At 53.6% G+C, this 15,955-nt stretch carries 15 protein-coding genes; 9 read left to right on the plus strand and 6 right to left on the minus strand.

From position 1 onward, the window contains the following. Positions 1-324 precede the first annotated feature (324 nt). Both ACRQ84_RS19855 and ACRQ84_RS19860 read left to right on the plus strand, forming a co-directional pair. A complete protein-coding gene (locus ACRQ84_RS19855; RefSeq protein WP_483818339.1) occupies positions 325-1,302 on the plus strand; it encodes an isopenicillin N synthase family dioxygenase in 978 nt (325 codons plus the stop codon). Between the two features lie 239 nt (positions 1,303-1,541). Continuing rightward, positions 1,542-2,093, plus strand: coding sequence for a C40 family peptidase (locus ACRQ84_RS19860; protein ID WP_064739935.1), 552 nt, complete (start codon positions 1,542-1,544; stop codon positions 2,091-2,093). A 36-nt stretch (positions 2,094-2,129) separates the two neighbouring features. Here ACRQ84_RS19860 and fhuE read toward each other — a convergent pair whose 3' ends face one another. Then, positions 2,130-4,283, minus strand: a complete 2,154-nt coding sequence (gene fhuE / locus ACRQ84_RS19865; RefSeq protein ID WP_483818340.1) for a ferric-rhodotorulic acid/ferric-coprogen receptor FhuE — start codon at positions 4,281-4,283, stop codon at positions 2,130-2,132. Positions 4,284-4,733: 450 nt separating this feature from the next. Here fhuE and ACRQ84_RS19870 point away from each other — a divergent pair, with 450 nt between their 5' ends. From ACRQ84_RS19870 to ACRQ84_RS19890, 5 genes are all read left to right on the plus strand, one after another. Next, a complete protein-coding gene (locus ACRQ84_RS19870) occupies positions 4,734-5,822 on the plus strand; it encodes a YncE family protein (RefSeq protein WP_483818341.1) in 1,089 nt (362 codons plus the stop codon). Between the two features lie 50 nt (positions 5,823-5,872). Then, positions 5,873-6,097 carry a hypothetical protein gene (locus ACRQ84_RS19875; protein WP_483818342.1) on the plus strand — a complete coding sequence of 75 codons (225 nt, stop codon included), beginning with the start codon at positions 5,873-5,875 and terminating at the stop codon, positions 6,095-6,097. 153 nt (positions 6,098-6,250) lie between these two features. Continuing rightward, positions 6,251-6,466: a YdgH/BhsA/McbA-like domain containing protein gene (locus tag ACRQ84_RS19880; protein ID WP_007890154.1), complete on the plus strand. Its 216-nt coding sequence runs from the start codon at positions 6,251-6,253 to the stop codon at positions 6,464-6,466. Positions 6,467-6,661: 195 nt separating this feature from the next. Further along, positions 6,662-6,877 carry a YdgH/BhsA/McbA-like domain containing protein gene (locus tag ACRQ84_RS19885; protein WP_007890153.1) on the plus strand — a complete coding sequence of 72 codons (216 nt, stop codon included), beginning with the start codon at positions 6,662-6,664 and terminating at the stop codon, positions 6,875-6,877. Between the two features lie 142 nt (positions 6,878-7,019). Beyond that, a complete protein-coding gene (locus ACRQ84_RS19890; RefSeq protein WP_064739938.1) occupies positions 7,020-7,331 on the plus strand; it encodes a cupin domain-containing protein in 312 nt (103 codons plus the stop codon). On the opposite strand, the gene ACRQ84_RS19895 is transcribed toward ACRQ84_RS19890, so the two are convergent. Beyond that, positions 7,328-8,077, minus strand: coding sequence for an IclR family transcriptional regulator (locus tag ACRQ84_RS19895; RefSeq protein WP_483818343.1), 750 nt, complete (start codon positions 8,075-8,077; stop codon positions 7,328-7,330). The two genes, ACRQ84_RS19890 and ACRQ84_RS19895, sit on opposite strands and share 4 nt — an antisense overlap. Positions 8,078-8,215: 138 nt before the next feature. On the opposite strand from ACRQ84_RS19895, the gene ACRQ84_RS19900 reads away from it, so the two are divergent. Next, positions 8,216-9,349 carry an MFS transporter gene (locus tag ACRQ84_RS19900; protein WP_483818344.1) on the plus strand — a complete coding sequence of 378 codons (1,134 nt, stop codon included), beginning with the start codon at positions 8,216-8,218 and terminating at the stop codon, positions 9,347-9,349. Between the two features lie 146 nt (positions 9,350-9,495). Here ACRQ84_RS19900 and ACRQ84_RS19905 read toward each other — a convergent pair whose 3' ends face one another. Next, the gene (locus tag ACRQ84_RS19905; protein ID WP_483818345.1) at positions 9,496-10,185 is read right to left on the minus strand and encodes an N-acetylmannosamine-6-phosphate 2-epimerase; all 690 of its coding nucleotides are present in this window, start codon (positions 10,183-10,185) and stop codon (positions 9,496-9,498) included. Continuing rightward, positions 10,182-11,741, minus strand: a complete 1,560-nt coding sequence (locus ACRQ84_RS19910) for a PTS transporter subunit EIIC (RefSeq protein ID WP_483818346.1) — start codon at positions 11,739-11,741, stop codon at positions 10,182-10,184. The genes ACRQ84_RS19905 and ACRQ84_RS19910 overlap by 4 nt, the downstream gene beginning before the upstream one ends. A 154-nt stretch (positions 11,742-11,895) precedes the next feature. On the opposite strand from ACRQ84_RS19910, the gene ACRQ84_RS19915 reads away from it, so the two are divergent. Next, the gene (locus tag ACRQ84_RS19915; RefSeq protein WP_483818347.1) at positions 11,896-12,723 is read left to right on the plus strand and encodes a MurR/RpiR family transcriptional regulator; all 828 of its coding nucleotides are present in this window, start codon (positions 11,896-11,898) and stop codon (positions 12,721-12,723) included. Positions 12,724-12,838: 115 nt separating this feature from the next. Here ACRQ84_RS19915 and ACRQ84_RS19920 read toward each other — a convergent pair whose 3' ends face one another. After that, positions 12,839-14,776, minus strand: a complete 1,938-nt coding sequence (locus ACRQ84_RS19920) for a MacB family efflux pump subunit (protein WP_483818348.1) — start codon at positions 14,774-14,776, stop codon at positions 12,839-12,841. Continuing rightward, a complete protein-coding gene (locus ACRQ84_RS19925; RefSeq protein WP_483818349.1) occupies positions 14,773-15,948 on the minus strand; it encodes an efflux RND transporter periplasmic adaptor subunit in 1,176 nt (391 codons plus the stop codon). The genes ACRQ84_RS19920 and ACRQ84_RS19925 overlap by 4 nt, the downstream gene beginning before the upstream one ends. Positions 15,949-15,955: the final 7 nt, after the last annotated feature.

Below are 15,955 nucleotides of genomic sequence, written 5' to 3' on the forward strand. Positions count from 1 at the left end.
CATTCGTGTAACTATATGAAAATAATCAATTAAATAGTAAAAGTGATCGACTTTTAATTCTGCCTCTGATCATTGATGAGGCAAACCGGCTCTTTTTGCACCGCCGTTGTGCAGTCAGGGCGCGACAGATTAATTAACTTATTGATTTTAATAGGAGCTACGAGCTGGCACAGGCTTTGCTTTGTGAAAAACTGAGTAGAAGCTGTCAACCGTGGTTTTACCCGGTGGGTCATTGCTCGATCGCTTGCAACTTTCAGCAGGCGCGGGGATGACTGCCACGCTGCGGGCGGGTCATCCGTTATCGCTCAATAACGAGGTGCACCAATGGAAAAGACCCCTTATGACATGCATGAACTGACAAAAGAATCGCGCATGGGCGCGCGCGGCGTGGAAGCCGCGCGTGATGTGCGTATCATCGATCTCGCTGATTTTGAACAACGTAAACCGGAAATAGCGGAGCAGCTGTGGCAAGCCGCCACTGAGATCGGCTTTTTCCAGATTTCCGGGCATGGCATTTCCCTGGACGACATCAATGCGGCTTTTGCCAATGCAGAACGCTTTTTTGCGCTGCCGCAAAGTGACAAAGGCCGCCATCCATTGCGCCGCAATGCGGGCTGGGAATACCGCGCGCAGATCCGTCCGTCAACCGGCAAACCGGATCAAAAAGAGTCGTATCAGGTAACGCGCCCGCGTATGGAAGGGTTATGGCCGGATGAAGCCACTTTGCCTGGTTTCCAGCATGATGTACTGAAATTCGAGCGTCAGTGCTGGGAAGTGGGCATGCGCTTGCTCTCCTGTTTTGCCCTGAAGCTGGGATTCCCCGACGATTTCTTTGCCAAGGCGCATGAACCATCGCGTGAAACCTATCAAAGTACGCTGCGTATGCTGCATTACTTCGCTATTAGCGGCGAGCCCGATGGCCCGTGGCGCGCAGGTGCGCATACCGATTTCGATTGCCTGACCTTGCTATTCCAGCGTGATGGGCAGGGTGGGTTACAGGTGTGTCCGGGCAGAGAAATGGAGGAGCAAATCTGGACGCCGATCCCGCCGCTGGAAGGCTTAATTACCTGTAATATCGGCGATATGTTGATGCGCTGGAGTGATGATCAGTTGCCATCGAATTTCCATCGCGTCAGTAATCCGCTGCCGGGTGAATCGGTGCCGGCACGCTACAGCCTGGCGTTTTTTTGCCAGGCTAACGAAGATGTGATGATTGAAGGGCCGGAGAAAAAATATCCGCCTATTTCCGCAAAGGATTATCTGGCGCAGCGAATTTGTGCCAATTTTTCCGGCAAGTATTAAACGTACAGCTGTAAGTCGAAATTGATGCCATTCTGTGCAGGCGCGCAAATATTCTCCTGCACAGAAAAAGCACAGCCGGTAAAATAGATTTTTAACTCAAATACAAGATGTTACCGTTGCGTAAACTTAGGTAAAACCAAGCGGCAATTAAAAGATTTCGCGGCGCGGCTATTTATTTCTGCAACTTCTTTACGGTATAAATCTCTCATCCCAGTTTCCCTCAGCGAAAACACCAACACATGATCAATTCTGCCGCCAGCAAAGTTATCGCCTGCCTGTTTGTTTTTACCCTGGCCGGTTGTTCTTCTAAGTCTTCGCATGCGCCTGCTGAAGAAAGCGTTGATACCTCAGTTGATGGTGGCAAGCAACCGGATTTAATTCCGGTGATTGCGGCGCTGCACGATCAAATGCATTCGTGGGAAGGGACTAAATATCAATGGGGCGGCACGCAATTAACCGGCGTCGATTGCTCTGGATTTGTCTGGCGCACGTTGAAAGATCGCTTCAATATCCCTATGGATCGCGTCACCACTAAAGAGTTAATCGCCATGGGCAAGCCGGTGGATCAGGCACATTTGCAACCCGGTGATTTGGTCTTCTTCCGCATTAAACGCGAGCTGCACGTGGGCTTTTATGATACCGACCATCAATTCCTTCACGCTTCGGTGAGTCAAGGGGTGATGCGTTCCTCGCTCAATAATCCGTACTGGAAATCGGTTTATTTAGAGGCGCGACGTTTGCCGAAAGAACAGAATTCGCAGATCAGTTTCAATTATAAAAACAAGGTTTGATGGGCGGTGCGCATAAATGCGCACCTTCAGGTTTTGTTAAAACTGATATGAAACGCTCATGGAGAAACTGCGCGGCGCACCATAAACGTAGCTGTTCATGTAGCTGTAATATTCGCGATCAAACAGGTTGTCAACGTTCGCCTGTACCGCAACCTGCTTAGTGACCTGATAACGGGCAAACAACGATGCCAGCGGAATGCTTCCCTGGTAGACGCGCACGGTATCGCCGCTGGCGTTGGTTGCATCTTCAAAGACGCGATTCTGCCAGTTGATGCCGCCGCCGACCGCCAGATCCGGCAACATCGGCAACTGATAACGGGTGAACAGTTTAAAGGAGGTTTGCGGCTGATAGCTGTTAAAACGACCCGCTTTATCCCGTGCTACATAGCGTGTGGCACCGAACGTCAGCTGCAGATTATCCGTCAGCGCACCGTTAAGCTCAAACTCCGCACCTTTACTGACCGCACCTTTGGCGGACGCATAAGCCTGTTCACTACCGCTCAGATAGACGCCATCAATCGCCTGACCGACGTTATCCTGTTCAATACGGAATAACGCCACCGTTGCGGTTAATCGACCATCATACCAGGCGGACTTCAGACCCGTTTCATAGCTTTTTCCGGTAACCGGCGACAGATATTTACCGCTGGTATCGCGATAGGTTTGTGGCAGAAAGATTGCGGTATAGCTGCCGTAGGCGGACCAGGACTCATTGATGTCGTAAACCAAACCGGCGTAAGGCGTGGTGTTGTTTTTGGTCATGTCGCCACTGCTACCATTGGTGCTCCACTGCGTGTAACGCGCACCAATAATCAGCGACAGCGGATCGGCCAGCGAGAAGCGCGCGGCGGTGTAAGCGGATTTCTGGCGAATGGTATCATCGGCATTCTGATACCAGCCTTGCCACTGTGGTTCGGCAATGTTGCCATTCCAGCTGTTATTGAAGATACCCATATCGCTTGAGGCGATATTGTAGTTTTCCAGATCGGTAACGCCATCCTGGCTGTAAGTGGCGTTGTGCTGGCGGCTATAGCTCACGCCCGCCATTAACTGATGCTGACGACCTAACAACTCAAATGGGCCGCTGGCGTAGCCGTCGAACGAATCCATCTGGCGTTTACCGCGATCCATACTGCCGTAGCCGGTGGTGCCTTCGCCGCTATCCTGATCGGCATTGCCCATCACATACAGCAGTTTATCGTTGAACGTGTTCTCTGCATGCGTGCCGTTAACGTGCACGTTCCAGCCGTTATCGAAGTTATGGTCGATATCAGCGAACACTTTGCGTGAATTGGTGTTGTAGCGCGCCCAGTTGGCGGCGGAGTTAAGGCTACGATCGTAATGCGTGGTGGCGTTGTTGCTATAGAACATTGGCACGCCGCCCCACGTTGGATTGCCGGTGTTGGCATCTTCGTAGTCATAACCCAGCGACAGCGTAGTGTGCTCGGTGATGTCGGCATCAATCACGCCGTAGAGAAATTTTTTGGTTTTGTGGTAGCGATCCAGCCAGCTGTCTTCATCGCTATAGCCGGTTACCACGCGGCCACGCAGGCTGCCATCCTGGTTTAGCGGCGCTGAGAAATCCGCAACATAACGCTGTTTGTTCCAGCTGCCGTAGCTGGCGCTGACCGTACCGGTGAAGGTCTTACTGTCGGCGTGTTTGCGCACCATGTTGATCGAGGCGGACGGGCTGCCCGCGCCGGTCATCAATCCGGTAGCACCGCGTACGATCTCAATACGCTCGTAAATGGCGGTATCAGATGCAGCGTCGCCATAGTTCCAGTTGTCATTAACCGACGTGGGAATGCCATCGAAAGAGAAGTTAGTGATCTTAAAGCCGCGTGAATAATATTCCGAGCGCTCGCTGTCGATCAGATTGGTCGAGATGCCGGTAGCGTTGGTCAGGACATCGTTCACTGATTGCAGATTTTGATCCTGCATACGCTGCTGCGTAACGACGCTCATTGACTGGGGCACATCGCGTGGCGTCAGCAACAATTTGGTGCCAGCACGCGTGGTTTTTACCGCGTAATCCTGCTGTTCATTATTTTCGCTGTCGTCGGCTGCCGACGCATCGACCACCAAATCCTGCTGCGTAGCATTTGCTGCTTGCGCCATGGTTGGGGTAAGTAGCGCATGAATCGTCATCGCCAGCAGTGAGACGTTAAAGGTTTTCCTGATGCCAGACATAAAATTTCCTGTAGAAACTCACGTTATAGGAAGCTGTTTCGCTTCATTTTTTATCGTTTGCGCCTTTATCCATCAGCCCAAAGGGGCAGACGAGAAGGGACGAAAAACGCCACTGCTTATTTGTTGAGAAAGCCAATGATAATCATTTGCTTTAAAGAATCTCGGAAGGTTTCATTTGTAATTGTAATAATGTGTAAACATATTATTTATCAGATATTTATAATTAAAAATAACCTGTTAATTGCTAACGTTTTCATGTTTTTAAGCCGATATAGGGAACTATTTGGCAGATAAACGTGTAGCGCTCGCACGACACCATTCACGGCAAAGCGGAGAAGACCATCGAGAAAGTTGCTAAGTTCATGCTAATGCGTATGATTCTCATTCTTCTTGTATTTTCCGTACGCGCCCGCGCGCAACGGAGCCGTTCATCCATTGATGGAGTTGAGCATGAAATCGTTATTTAGCCCGCGCAAAGCCGCCGTTGCTGCAGCGATCGTCGCTGCGTTTAGCCTGACCGCTTGCCAGGCTCCGGCAAAAAAAGCCGAAGCGCCAGCCGCTGCTGCTAAGCCAGTGGATACCTCACTGACCCAGCGTACTTTGGGCGATGGCCTGTATGAAATGGCTTACTCGCCTGCGGCGAAAGCGTTATATGTTGCCAGCGCGCAGAGCTTCAAAGACGTTAACGGTGGTGTGATTTATCGTCTCGACCCAACCACACTGGAAACCAAAGGCGTAACCCATACCGATCTGAAAAACTTTGGTACGGCGATAGATGAACAGGGCAGCGTGTTCTACACCACCAACTCGCTGGATGGCGCCATCTCTAAAGTGGATGCGCAGAGCGGCAAAGTGCTGGAACGTTTAGTCTTCCCCGGCAAAAAAGATAAAGAAGGTTATCCGGCTGGTGCGCGTGAAGTGCTGTGGCATGGCAACGAGTTATATGTGGGGCGCGTCGCCGATCCGGGTTACATCTCGGTGGTTGACGTGAAAACCTTCAAGTTGAAGGCGACGATTAAGAACGCAGGCAAATGGGTCACCGGGATCATCTATTCCCCGCTGACTGAGCGCATTTACGCGACCAACGGCGCGGGCGAGATTCTGGTAATCAATCCACGTACGCACAAAATTGAGAAACGCTGGACCGCGGGCGACGGTAAAGAGTATCTGTTCCTGAACATGGCGGAAGATCCGGCTACCGGTCGCTTGTTTGTCACTGACGATTCTAAAGGCAAAGCGACGCTGGTCTTTGATGAGCGCAGCGGCAAAGTGATCAAACGCATTGAAGGCGATGCGCTGGGTATCAAATTCAACGCTAAACGTAATGAGATTTACATCAGCCAGCGCGAATCGAAGAAAGTGCTGCAGCTGGATGCCACCACTTATGCGGTGAAAAACAGCTGGTCGTTTGACAACAATCCAAACAGCCTACTGATTGGACCGGACAACAATACGCTGTATGTCACGTTGAAAGCGGAGTTCAACAAAGACTCCTCAACCAAAGGCGAGGATCAGATTGCGCGTATCGCACTGAAATAGTCCCTTAACTCTCCAATAATTAATGCCCTCGTTAGAGGGCATTTTTGTTTGTGATGGCTTATAACCTGGTGTTATCGATTGATCAGGCGCTGGCGGGTGATTTCGCGGCGGTGGCTGCAAAGTCTCAGCGTCAGGAACCGCTTTGGGCGCTGTTTAACCAACACGGCGCCAGTATTCGCGTCATCGCTGTAGCGGCCAGCGCGCCAGGCGGGCAGAGAATGATTGCCTGCCACGCCCACTGCGTGCGTTGTCGGCGGCGGATGAGGCAGAAGTGAAAAAGGTCATTAATGAACTTGAGTTGGTGTAGTGATAATGAGTTGATTAACTGTGATCGCACTAATAGTTAATCTAATAATAGTTTCAGTGGTTATTATTGTTTCCATCGAAGGCGCACAGCCTTCACATCAAACAACCAAAGGAATACGACCATGAAAACGATTAAAACACTGACTATCGCCGCCGCTGCCGCTCTTTCACTGATGTCTGCTGCAAGTTTTGCACAGACCGTTTCAGCCACGTCGCTGACTCTGGATGGTGCTGAAGCCAAAATTGCCGCACAAGCGAAACAGAATGGCGAGCAGTACAAAATTTTGGAAGCCAGCAACGGTAATGTCGTGCACATGACGGCTGAACTTTACAAATAACGGATGGTTGCATACGGATGTGCCAGAACAGGTCGCCTACGGGCGGCCTTTTTTGTCTATAAAGCTCACCAAAGCGTATAGTTTCGTAAGTTATCGTGATCGCACTAATCGTTAATAATGTAACGATAACGTGAGTTATTATTGTTTCCATCGAAGGCACACAGCCTTCTTAATAAACCACTAAGGATTATGACCATGAAAACCATCAAAACACTGTCTATCGCCGCTGTTGCTGCTCTTTCAATGATGTCTGCTGCAAGCTTTGCACAGAGCGTCTCAGTTGAGTCTTCAACACTGGATGGCGCAGAAGCTAAAATCGCCGCTCAGGCACAAGAGCAGGGCGCACAGTATAAAATTACTGAAGCTAATACCAACAACCGCGTACACATGACTGCAGAGCTGTATAAATAAGTTCGCTGCACAAGCTGTTGTGTTAAGGCCGCCTTCGGGCGGCTTTGCTGTATCTGAATGTCCGTAAATGGTCTGCGCATGTCCCGTATTACGCAGGCGCTGTGTGTATCATCAACACAGTTCTCTTCCATACGGATATCGCATGAAAACCTACGTCAGCAAAAACTTCTCTCCTGCTAAAGCCTGGGATGCGTTAGACATCGCCAACTTCGCCGGCACCAGCGTGCGTTTGCACTGGACCAATCAACCTTACAAATGGCACATCAATGATGGTGAGGAAGTGTTTGCGGTGCTGGATGGCGCGGTAGAGATGCATTACCGCGAAGCGGGTGAAGTAAAGAAAGTGCTGCTCAATAGCGGTGACATTTTTTACGCCAGCATCGGTACCGAGCACGTGGCGCACCCACAAGGTGAAGCGCGCGTGTTGGTCATTGAAAAAGAAGATTCAGTTTAGCGCGCCACTAACGCTTCAATCTCCGCTTTTGCCTGTAGCAGCGACGCCAGTAAATGTGCGAAATGCTCATCAAAACGCAACGCCGGTACAGCAATCGCTAACGCATAACGTTCACCCGTACCGGTTTGCAGCGCCACGCTGATGCCGCAAACCCCGCGCGCATGCTCTTCACGATCCACCGCATAACCTTGCTGACGCGTAACGGCGATCTCTTGCAGCAATGCCTGACGATCCTGGATTGTCTTCTCGGTACGCACATCCTTAAGTTGTGGCAACCATGTTGCCACAGCCTCGTCGGTCTGTTCCGCCAGTAGCGCTTTACCGTGTGCCGCGCAGTGCGAGGGAAACGCGGTACTCACTGGCGACGCGACGCGCAGCTCCTGATCGGAAACAAACTGGCTCACCAACACGGTATGACTGCCGCGCCAGGCGCAGAGATCAACCGTTTCACGCGTGCGTCGGCCTAGGGTTGCCATCGCCGGTTGCGCCAGCGCAATGATATCGGTATGCGCCGAGGCCGCGAGGCGAGCCAGCGCCGGACCCAGTTTGATGCCATCACTATCCTGCAACAACAGTTGTTGGGCGATCAGCGAGCTCACCAGCCGATGCACTGTGGTGCGCGGCAGTTCAGTGATTTTTGCCAAAGCAGACATGGTTAATCCTGCCGGACGATCTTCCAGCGCGCGCAAAATTGTCGCGGCCCGCGCGATCACCTGTGATCCGTTAGTTTCTGTTTCCACACTCATTTTTTAAGGATTCCGTGCGTTTACGCTGTCAACACTATAGCACGATGGCGTGCAGCGATTGACAGCATAGCGGATTCGCACAACACTAGCGTCCAACATTCGGTTTTAATGTCCATTATACGGATAAAAGGAGGGGTTGTGTCATCCCTTAAACCTACCGGCGCATTTACGTTATTAGCGGTCAGTTGCCTGACCATTATGGTGGGTTGCGTGATTGTGCCCGGACTCAGCGAAATCGCAGCGCAACTTGGCGTTTCGCATTTGGCGAGCTGGCTGGTCACGTTACCTTCGCTCGGCGTGGTGCTGGCGGGTCCGTTAGCGGGACGTGCTATCGATCGGTGGGGCGCTTATTCACTTTTGCTCATCGGACTATTTTGCTACGGCCTTTTCGGCGTCGCAGGCGCGTGGCTGCCTGGCGCGCTGCCGCAGATTATCGATCGTCTGCTGTTGGGCTGCGCCACCGCGGTGGTGATGGCGGCGGGCACCAGCATGATCGCCAGTTTTTATAGCGGAGAAGCGCGATTGGCGATGATGGCGCGGCAAGGTATGTCTATCGAAATAGGTGGCGTACTGTTTCTTTTTATTGGCGGCATTCTGGCCTCCATCAGCTGGCGCTGGCCTTACTTCCTTTATCTTTTCGCCTGGCTTATGTTGCTGCTGGTGATGCTCACTGTGCCACGTCAGCCGCTGCAAGCCGCGACGTTGTCTGTGGATGAGCAGGCGGGTAACAGCGATCGCCCGCTGCGTCCGGTATTATGCGCCGCACTTTGTTCGATGGTGTGCTTTTTCACCGCAGTGATTATGCTGCCGCAACGCTTTGCGGCGATGGGCATTGATGCTGCGCACATTGGCTACTTTCTCTCATTTGTTTCGCTGGTGGCAGTGCTGGCAGCCGCCATCATGCCGGACGTGTCGCAGCGCTTCGGCAGTTACCCAACCTTAGTAATGGCATTTGTCTGCTATCTGCTGGCACATCTGGAGTTTGCCGCTGCGCCAAATATGGTGCTGTTTATTCCGGGCGGTATTTTATTGGGCATGGGATTTGGGCTGTCGATTCCGCTGGTTAATCACATGACGGTTGAAATTAGCCAGCCGCAGGAAAGAGGCCGCCAGCTGGCGCGTTTATCAATGGCGATTTTTTCCGGCCAGTTTCTTGCGGCCTTTATGGCGTATCTGCCCGGCGGTTTCGTGATGGCCTTTGCTGCCGCCGCATTGTTAGCGGCAGTCAACGTTTTTGCCATGGGAAAAGTGGGTCGCTCAGCCACCACGTGATTTTTACAATCGTGCGAAAAGTAACCGCATGCGTGCATCGGGCGCTGGGTGGCGCGAGGCGCGTTTTATCCACAGGATAACGGGGAATCTACGCACGGGGATTGTGGATAACCTTAAGCAAGGTGCCCAATAAAGGCACCTTGTATCTAACTTATGGCATTCACAAAGCGGCGTGTTATCTGTTGCGGGCGGGTAATCGCGCCGCCAACCACCACGGCATGCGCACCCAGCGCCAGACAATCCGCCGCCATTGCCGGCGTTTCCACATTCCCTTCAGCGATCACCGGCACGTTTACAGCAGCCAAAACGTCGCGCAGAAAGCGGCAGTCATCGGTGGCTAAAGAGCAGCCCTGGGTTTCTGCGGTGTAACCGTGCAGCGTAGTACCGACGCAATCAAAACCTAACGCGGAGGCCTGACGCGCTTCTTCCACCGTGGCAATGTCAGCCATCAGCAGCAGGTGCGGATAGCGCTGACGAATCGCCGCCACCAGTGCAGGAAGCTGCAAATCGCCGGGACGCATATGCCGCGTGGCATCCAGCGCAACCATCGCCGGATTCGCCACCATCAACTCATCTACTTCCCGCAACGTCGCGGTGATGTAGACATCGCTGCCAGGATAGTCGCGCTTGATAATAGCGATAATCGGCAGCGCCACGGTTTGCATAATCTGCTGCACGTCGATCAGGCTGTTGGCGCGAATCGCGGCTGCGCCGCCTTCCATGGCCGCCAACGCCATGCGTGACATGATAAACGGACTGTGTAACGGCTCATCTTCCAGAGCCTGACACGAGACCACCAGTTTTCCCTTAATCTGGGCCAGCATCGGTGCTTTCATAGCGCAAGTAACTCCTCAACTTCGTTTTTGATAATGGTGACGTGCGGGCCATAAATCACCTGCACGCCTTTGCCACGCTGGATCACCGCGCGTGCGCCAGTGGCTTTTAATGCGTTTTCATCGAGCTTGCTGCTATCGTTCAGCGTGATGCGCAAGCGGGTGGCGCAGCAATCCAGTTCGGCGATGTTCTCTTTGCCACCCAGCGCAGCTATCACTTGCACAGGGCGCTCTCCGGCGATCATCGGCGTGGTTTCGTTGCTGGCGTCTTCACGGCCCGGCGTTTTGAAATTGAAGCGGGTGATCAGCAGACGGAACGTGAAGTAATAGAGCAGGAACCACGGCACGCCAACCAGCGGGACATACCACCAATGGGTTTTCGCTTCGCCTTGTAATACGCCGAACAAGATGAAATCGATCAGGCCCCCGGAGAAGGTTTGGCCAATGGTGATGTGCAGAATGTGGGCGATCATAAACGCCAGCCCATCAAACAGCGCATGGATGACATACAGCACCGGCGCGATAAACAGGAACGAGAACTCAATAGGTTCGGTGATACCGGTGAGGAACGAGGTCAGCGCGGCTGAAAGCAGCAAACCGGCGACGCGCTGGCGGTTTTCCGGCTTAGCGGTGTGATACATCGCCAGACACGCGCCGATCAAACCAAACATCATGGTGATGAAGCGACCTGACATAAAGCGTGAGGTGCCAAGGTAGAATTGTTGCGTATTGGGATCGGCAAGTTGGGCGAAGAAGATGCGCTGCGTGCCTTCCACTAACTGTCCGTTAATCACTTCACTGCCACCGAGCGCGGTGGTCCAGAACGGCAGATAGAAAATGTGATGCAGGCCGAATGGGCCAAGCATGCGCAGCACGAAGCCGTAAATAAAGGTGCCAAAGTAACCCGTGGCGTCCACCAAACCACCCAGGCCAAAAATCAACTTCTGGAAGTGCGGCCAGACAATGGTCATCGCCGCGCCTACCAGAATAGCGACGAAGGAGCTGATGATCGGCACGAAGCGCGAGCCACCGAAAAAGCCGAGAAACTGCGGCAGGGCAATCTTGTTGTAGCGGTTATGCAGCATTGCCGTCACCAGTCCGATCACCACGCCACCAAATACGCCGGTTTCCAGCGTCTGAATGCCAAGCGCCATGCCTTGTCCCACAGCGCTAAGATTGCCCTGCGCCAGCACGCCGGTGAGCGTCAGCAGCGCATTGATGGTGGCGTTCATCACCAGATAAGCCAGCAACGAGGCCAACCCAGCGGTGCCTTTGTCACTTTTCGCTAATCCCACCGCTACGCCCACCGCAAATAAAACCGCGAGGTTGGCAAATACCACCGAACCGGCGCTGGCCATGATGGTGAATACACCTTGCAGCCAGGCGACATCCAGGAACGGATAGGCTTTGATGGTGTTGGGATTGGACAATGCGCCACCAATGCCCAGCAGCATACCGGCAGCTGGAAGCACGGCAATCGGTAACATAAACGACTTGCCAAAACGCTGGGCTTTTTCGAACCAACCTCCCGAAGAGGCACCGCTGAACAATGATGACATAAATTTTTATCCCTGAAGTAATGTTGTGGTAAAAATTATTACCACAATCTAATTCATTAGTTGAAAATTTCCATCATTATTGTGATAGCTTTCACTTATGCCCTGATCTGCTGCACACTGTGCGCCATCAATGTCGTGAAGAAGGAAGGCCGCCATGACGGACAATGAAAACATCTTGCTGCACCTGCGCCAGGGCTTGCCGGGCTACAGTCCCACGCTGCAAAAGCTGGGCGATTTCATCCTCACCGACCCGCAAAAAGTGCTGTATCTCACCATCACCGAACTGGCGCGCGAAACCGACACCAGTGAAGCGAGCGTGACGCGCCTGTGCCGCCATTTAAGCTGTAAGGGCTACACCGAATTTAAAATGGCGCTGGCGCTCGATGTGCAACACAATCAGCCCGCCGCCATCGCCAGCGGTGACAGCATCGACATGCTGGTCGAAGAAACGGTGCAGGCGCTGCGTGATACCGGAAAATTTATCAATCGCGAGGTGCTTCAGCACGCGGTTGAAGCGCTGCATCAGGCTAAATCCATCCAGATTTACGGCGTGGCAGCCAGCGCGATTACCGGTGAGTATCTGCATTATCGCCTGCTGCGCTTGGGTAAATCGGCGCAGCTATTTGGTGATATGCACCGCGCGGCGATGAATGCCTCGACGTTGAAAGAGGGCGATTTGGTCATCGCCATCTCCGCTTCCGGTTCGACCAAAGATGTGATGCATGTGGTGAAGGTGGCGAAGAAGCAAAACGCGCGCGTACTGATGCTCAGTAACACGCTGCGCAGCCCGATGGGCAGCTTAGCCGATATGTTGCTGGTGGCCGCGCGGCCCGAAGGCCCGTTCAACGCTGGCGCGCTGAGCGGCAAAGTGGGGGCCATGTTGCTAGTGGAGGTGCTGATTAGCGAATTGATGACGCATGATGCCAGCTATCTGGCGGCCAGCCAGCAAACGGCAACCGCGACATTGCCGATGCTAATTTAAGGCCGAAGAACGGCACATACTTTAGCGGCGCAATCTACTGCGCGTTTTTACCGGCGCGAACAGGTCAAAAGCGCGCGATAAATCGCGCCGCGACTAAAGCGTGCCGATAGGCTATTTATTCGCTCGCCAATGCCGCCACCGGATCCATACGTGCCGCTTTGCGCGCGGGCAGATAACCAAAAATCATACCGATGAGCGTGGAGCAGGCAAAGGCTGCGCCCGCTGACTGCCACGAGAAAATCGCCGTAATCATGCCGCCCGCCAGCAGGCTGATAATCGGTCCAATCACCAGCGCCAACGCCACGCCAAGCGATCCGCCCACCAGACAGACTAAAACCGCTTCGATCATAAACTGCTGCATGATGTCGCCGCGCCGCGCGCCCACCGCCATACGCACGCCGATTTCATGCGTACGTTCCGTCACCGACACCAGCATGATATTCATCACGCCAATGCTGCCAATCATCAGCGCAATCGAGGCCACCAGCAAAATCAACAAGGTTAACGTTGCCGCAGCATCTTCAATCGCTTTACGGTATTTATCGCGGTTGAACACCAGGAAATCTTTGGTGCCATGACGCGCAGTCAGCAACTGCGTCAATGATTCTACCGCTGGGCCGCTCACCACATCGTCCTTCAGCTTAATGCTGATGCTGGTTAGCGCGGTTTGTCCGCTGATGCGATACATCACGGTGCTCCACGGCAGCCACACGCTGAGGCGATTGGGCGACATGCCATCGTTATTATCCGCCACACCGATCACGCGCACCGGCACGGAACCCAGCACGATCATCTTACCAATCGGGCTTTCACCGTGTTCACCGAACAGTTTATTGCGGGTGTTGGTATCAATGATGATCTCCTGACGTGCGTGACGTTCATCGCTGAAGTTACTTCCTTCCCGCAGCTTGATCCCCTGAATCTGGAAATACCCGTTGCCTACGCCGTATACCGAGGTTTTAGAGGCATTGGAGAGATAGCGAATCGGCTGATTGACAATCATCTCCGGGCTGGCCGCCGCAACAAACTGCTGGCGTGCAATCACTTCCGCATCCGCCATCACCAGCGTTAGCACCGGATTCGCTTCATCTTCAACAAAATCTCCACCGGCATAGATCGACACCACATTAGTACCGAGACCGGAAATACTCTCCAGCGTCTTTTGCCGCGCGCCCTGGCCGAGTGCCACCACCGTGACCACCGCCGCGATGCCAAAAATTATCCCGGTCATGGTCAGCGCGGTACGCAACCGATGCGCGTTCATCGCATTCAGCGCCATACGTAGTGATTCACGCAGTCGGTCAAGGAAGCCGCGCAGTTTACTTTGACTTTTACGCGCAGCGGGCACGTATTGCGCGCGGGTGGCATCGTGTTTGCAGCCGCTATCGGCAAAAATTTCGCCGTCCTTAATCTCAATAATGCGATCGGCGTGCTGCGCCACTTTCATGTCGTGCGTCACGATGATCACCGTGTGACCTTCGCGATTGAGATCGTGCAGGATGCGCAGCACCTCTTCGCCGGACTGCGAATCCAGCGCGCCGGTTGGTTCATCGGCAAGAATGATTTCGGCGCCATTAATCAGTGCGCGGGCAATACTGACGCGCTGCTGCTGGCCGCCGGACAGCTCGCCCGGCTTATGATGCTCGCGCCCTTGCAGACCCAAACGCGCCAGCAGATCCGCTGCGCGCGCCAGCCGCGCTTTGCCCTGAAAATTGGCATAGATCGATGGGATTTCGACGTTGCTCAACGCGCTAAGATCCGGCATCAGATGATAGCGCTGGAAGATAAAGCCGATATGCTCGCGCCGCACTTGCGCCAGCGCATCCGGTGACAGCGTGGCGGTGTTCTGGCCGCCAATCAAATAGTCACCGCTGTCAGGTGCATCAAGGCAGCCGAGAATATTCAGCAGCGTCGATTTACCTGATCCGGACGGCCCGATAATCGCCACCCGTTCGCCGCTGGCAATAGTCAGGTTGATGTCTTTCAGCACATGCAGGGAGTGCGAACCGTTAACATAGCTGCGTTGAATGTTTTTCAGTTCGATGATATTCACATCATCACCTTGTCACTGCCCGCCGTCTGGGTGGCCAGGATCACGTTCTCGCCCGCTTTCAAACCGCTCAGCACCTGAATATCCACGCTGTCAGTGATGCCGGTAGTGATGATGCGTTTTATCGGCTGGTTATTCTGGTCTGGAACGTCTACGTAAGTGTTGCCGTCCGCATCTTTCCTGGTCGCCTGCACCGGCACCAGCAAGGCGTCTTTGACGGAATCCCGCAGCAGGTTGACCTGCGCCGTCATGGAGATACGCAGCGCATTATCCGGATTAGGCACATCGAGCAGGGCGTTGTAATAGACCGCGGCGTTGGTGCTGCTGCTCGGCGTGCTTTCGCTGTTGCCCATCAGCGCATCATCTTTCATCACTGATTCAGGGGCTAATTCGAGGCTGCGCAGCGTGGCGTTATAACGTTTGTCGGGATTGGAAAAAGTGGTGAACCACGCCTGCTGACCGGGTTGCACATTATTAATGTCCGCTTCGGAAATCTGCACTTTAATCGTCATAGTGCCGAGCTGCGCCAGTTTGGCAATGGTCGGCGCAGTTTGCACCGCATTCACCGTTTGGCCTTGCTTAGTGACGATGGCGATGACCGTACCATCCATCGGTGCCATGATGCGGGTATAGCCAAGATCGAGTTGTTTCTTATCTACTTCAATTTGCGCCTGAATCACGCGCGCTTTTTGCGCCGTCAGCTCCGCGCGCGCCATGCTCCAGGCTTCTGCCGTTTCATCAAAATCCTGGCGCGACACCGCATTGGTTTTGATCATCTGCTGCAGACGTTTGAATTGCGCATCCTGCCGCAGCAGCGTCGCTTCACGGGTTTCCAAATCTGCCTGCGCGACGCTGAGCGCGGCTTGCGCATTACGCAAATCGCTGCGCTGGGGCTGATCGTCAATTTCGGCAATCAGCTGACCTTTGCTGACGCTATCGCCCGCTTTGATATAGAGTTTTTTAACCTGACCGGAGACCTGCGCACCGACGTTAACGCGCTCGACCGCATCCATTTTGCCCGTGGCGGCAATCACGTTTTCGATATTGCCCACGCGCACCTCGGCGGTCACCACCGCGTTGGGTTTGCTGCGCGAACCGGCGTAATGCCAGATCAGCAGCAGAAGAATGACAGCGGCGAGTGTGGCGAGCAGCCACCTTTTTGAGATATTCAGCATAAGCGTC

This window comes from Pantoea sp. E2023-21 (genome assembly GCF_051302795.1).
GTDB lineage: Bacteria > Pseudomonadota > Gammaproteobacteria > Enterobacterales > Enterobacteriaceae > Pantoea > Pantoea ludwigii_A.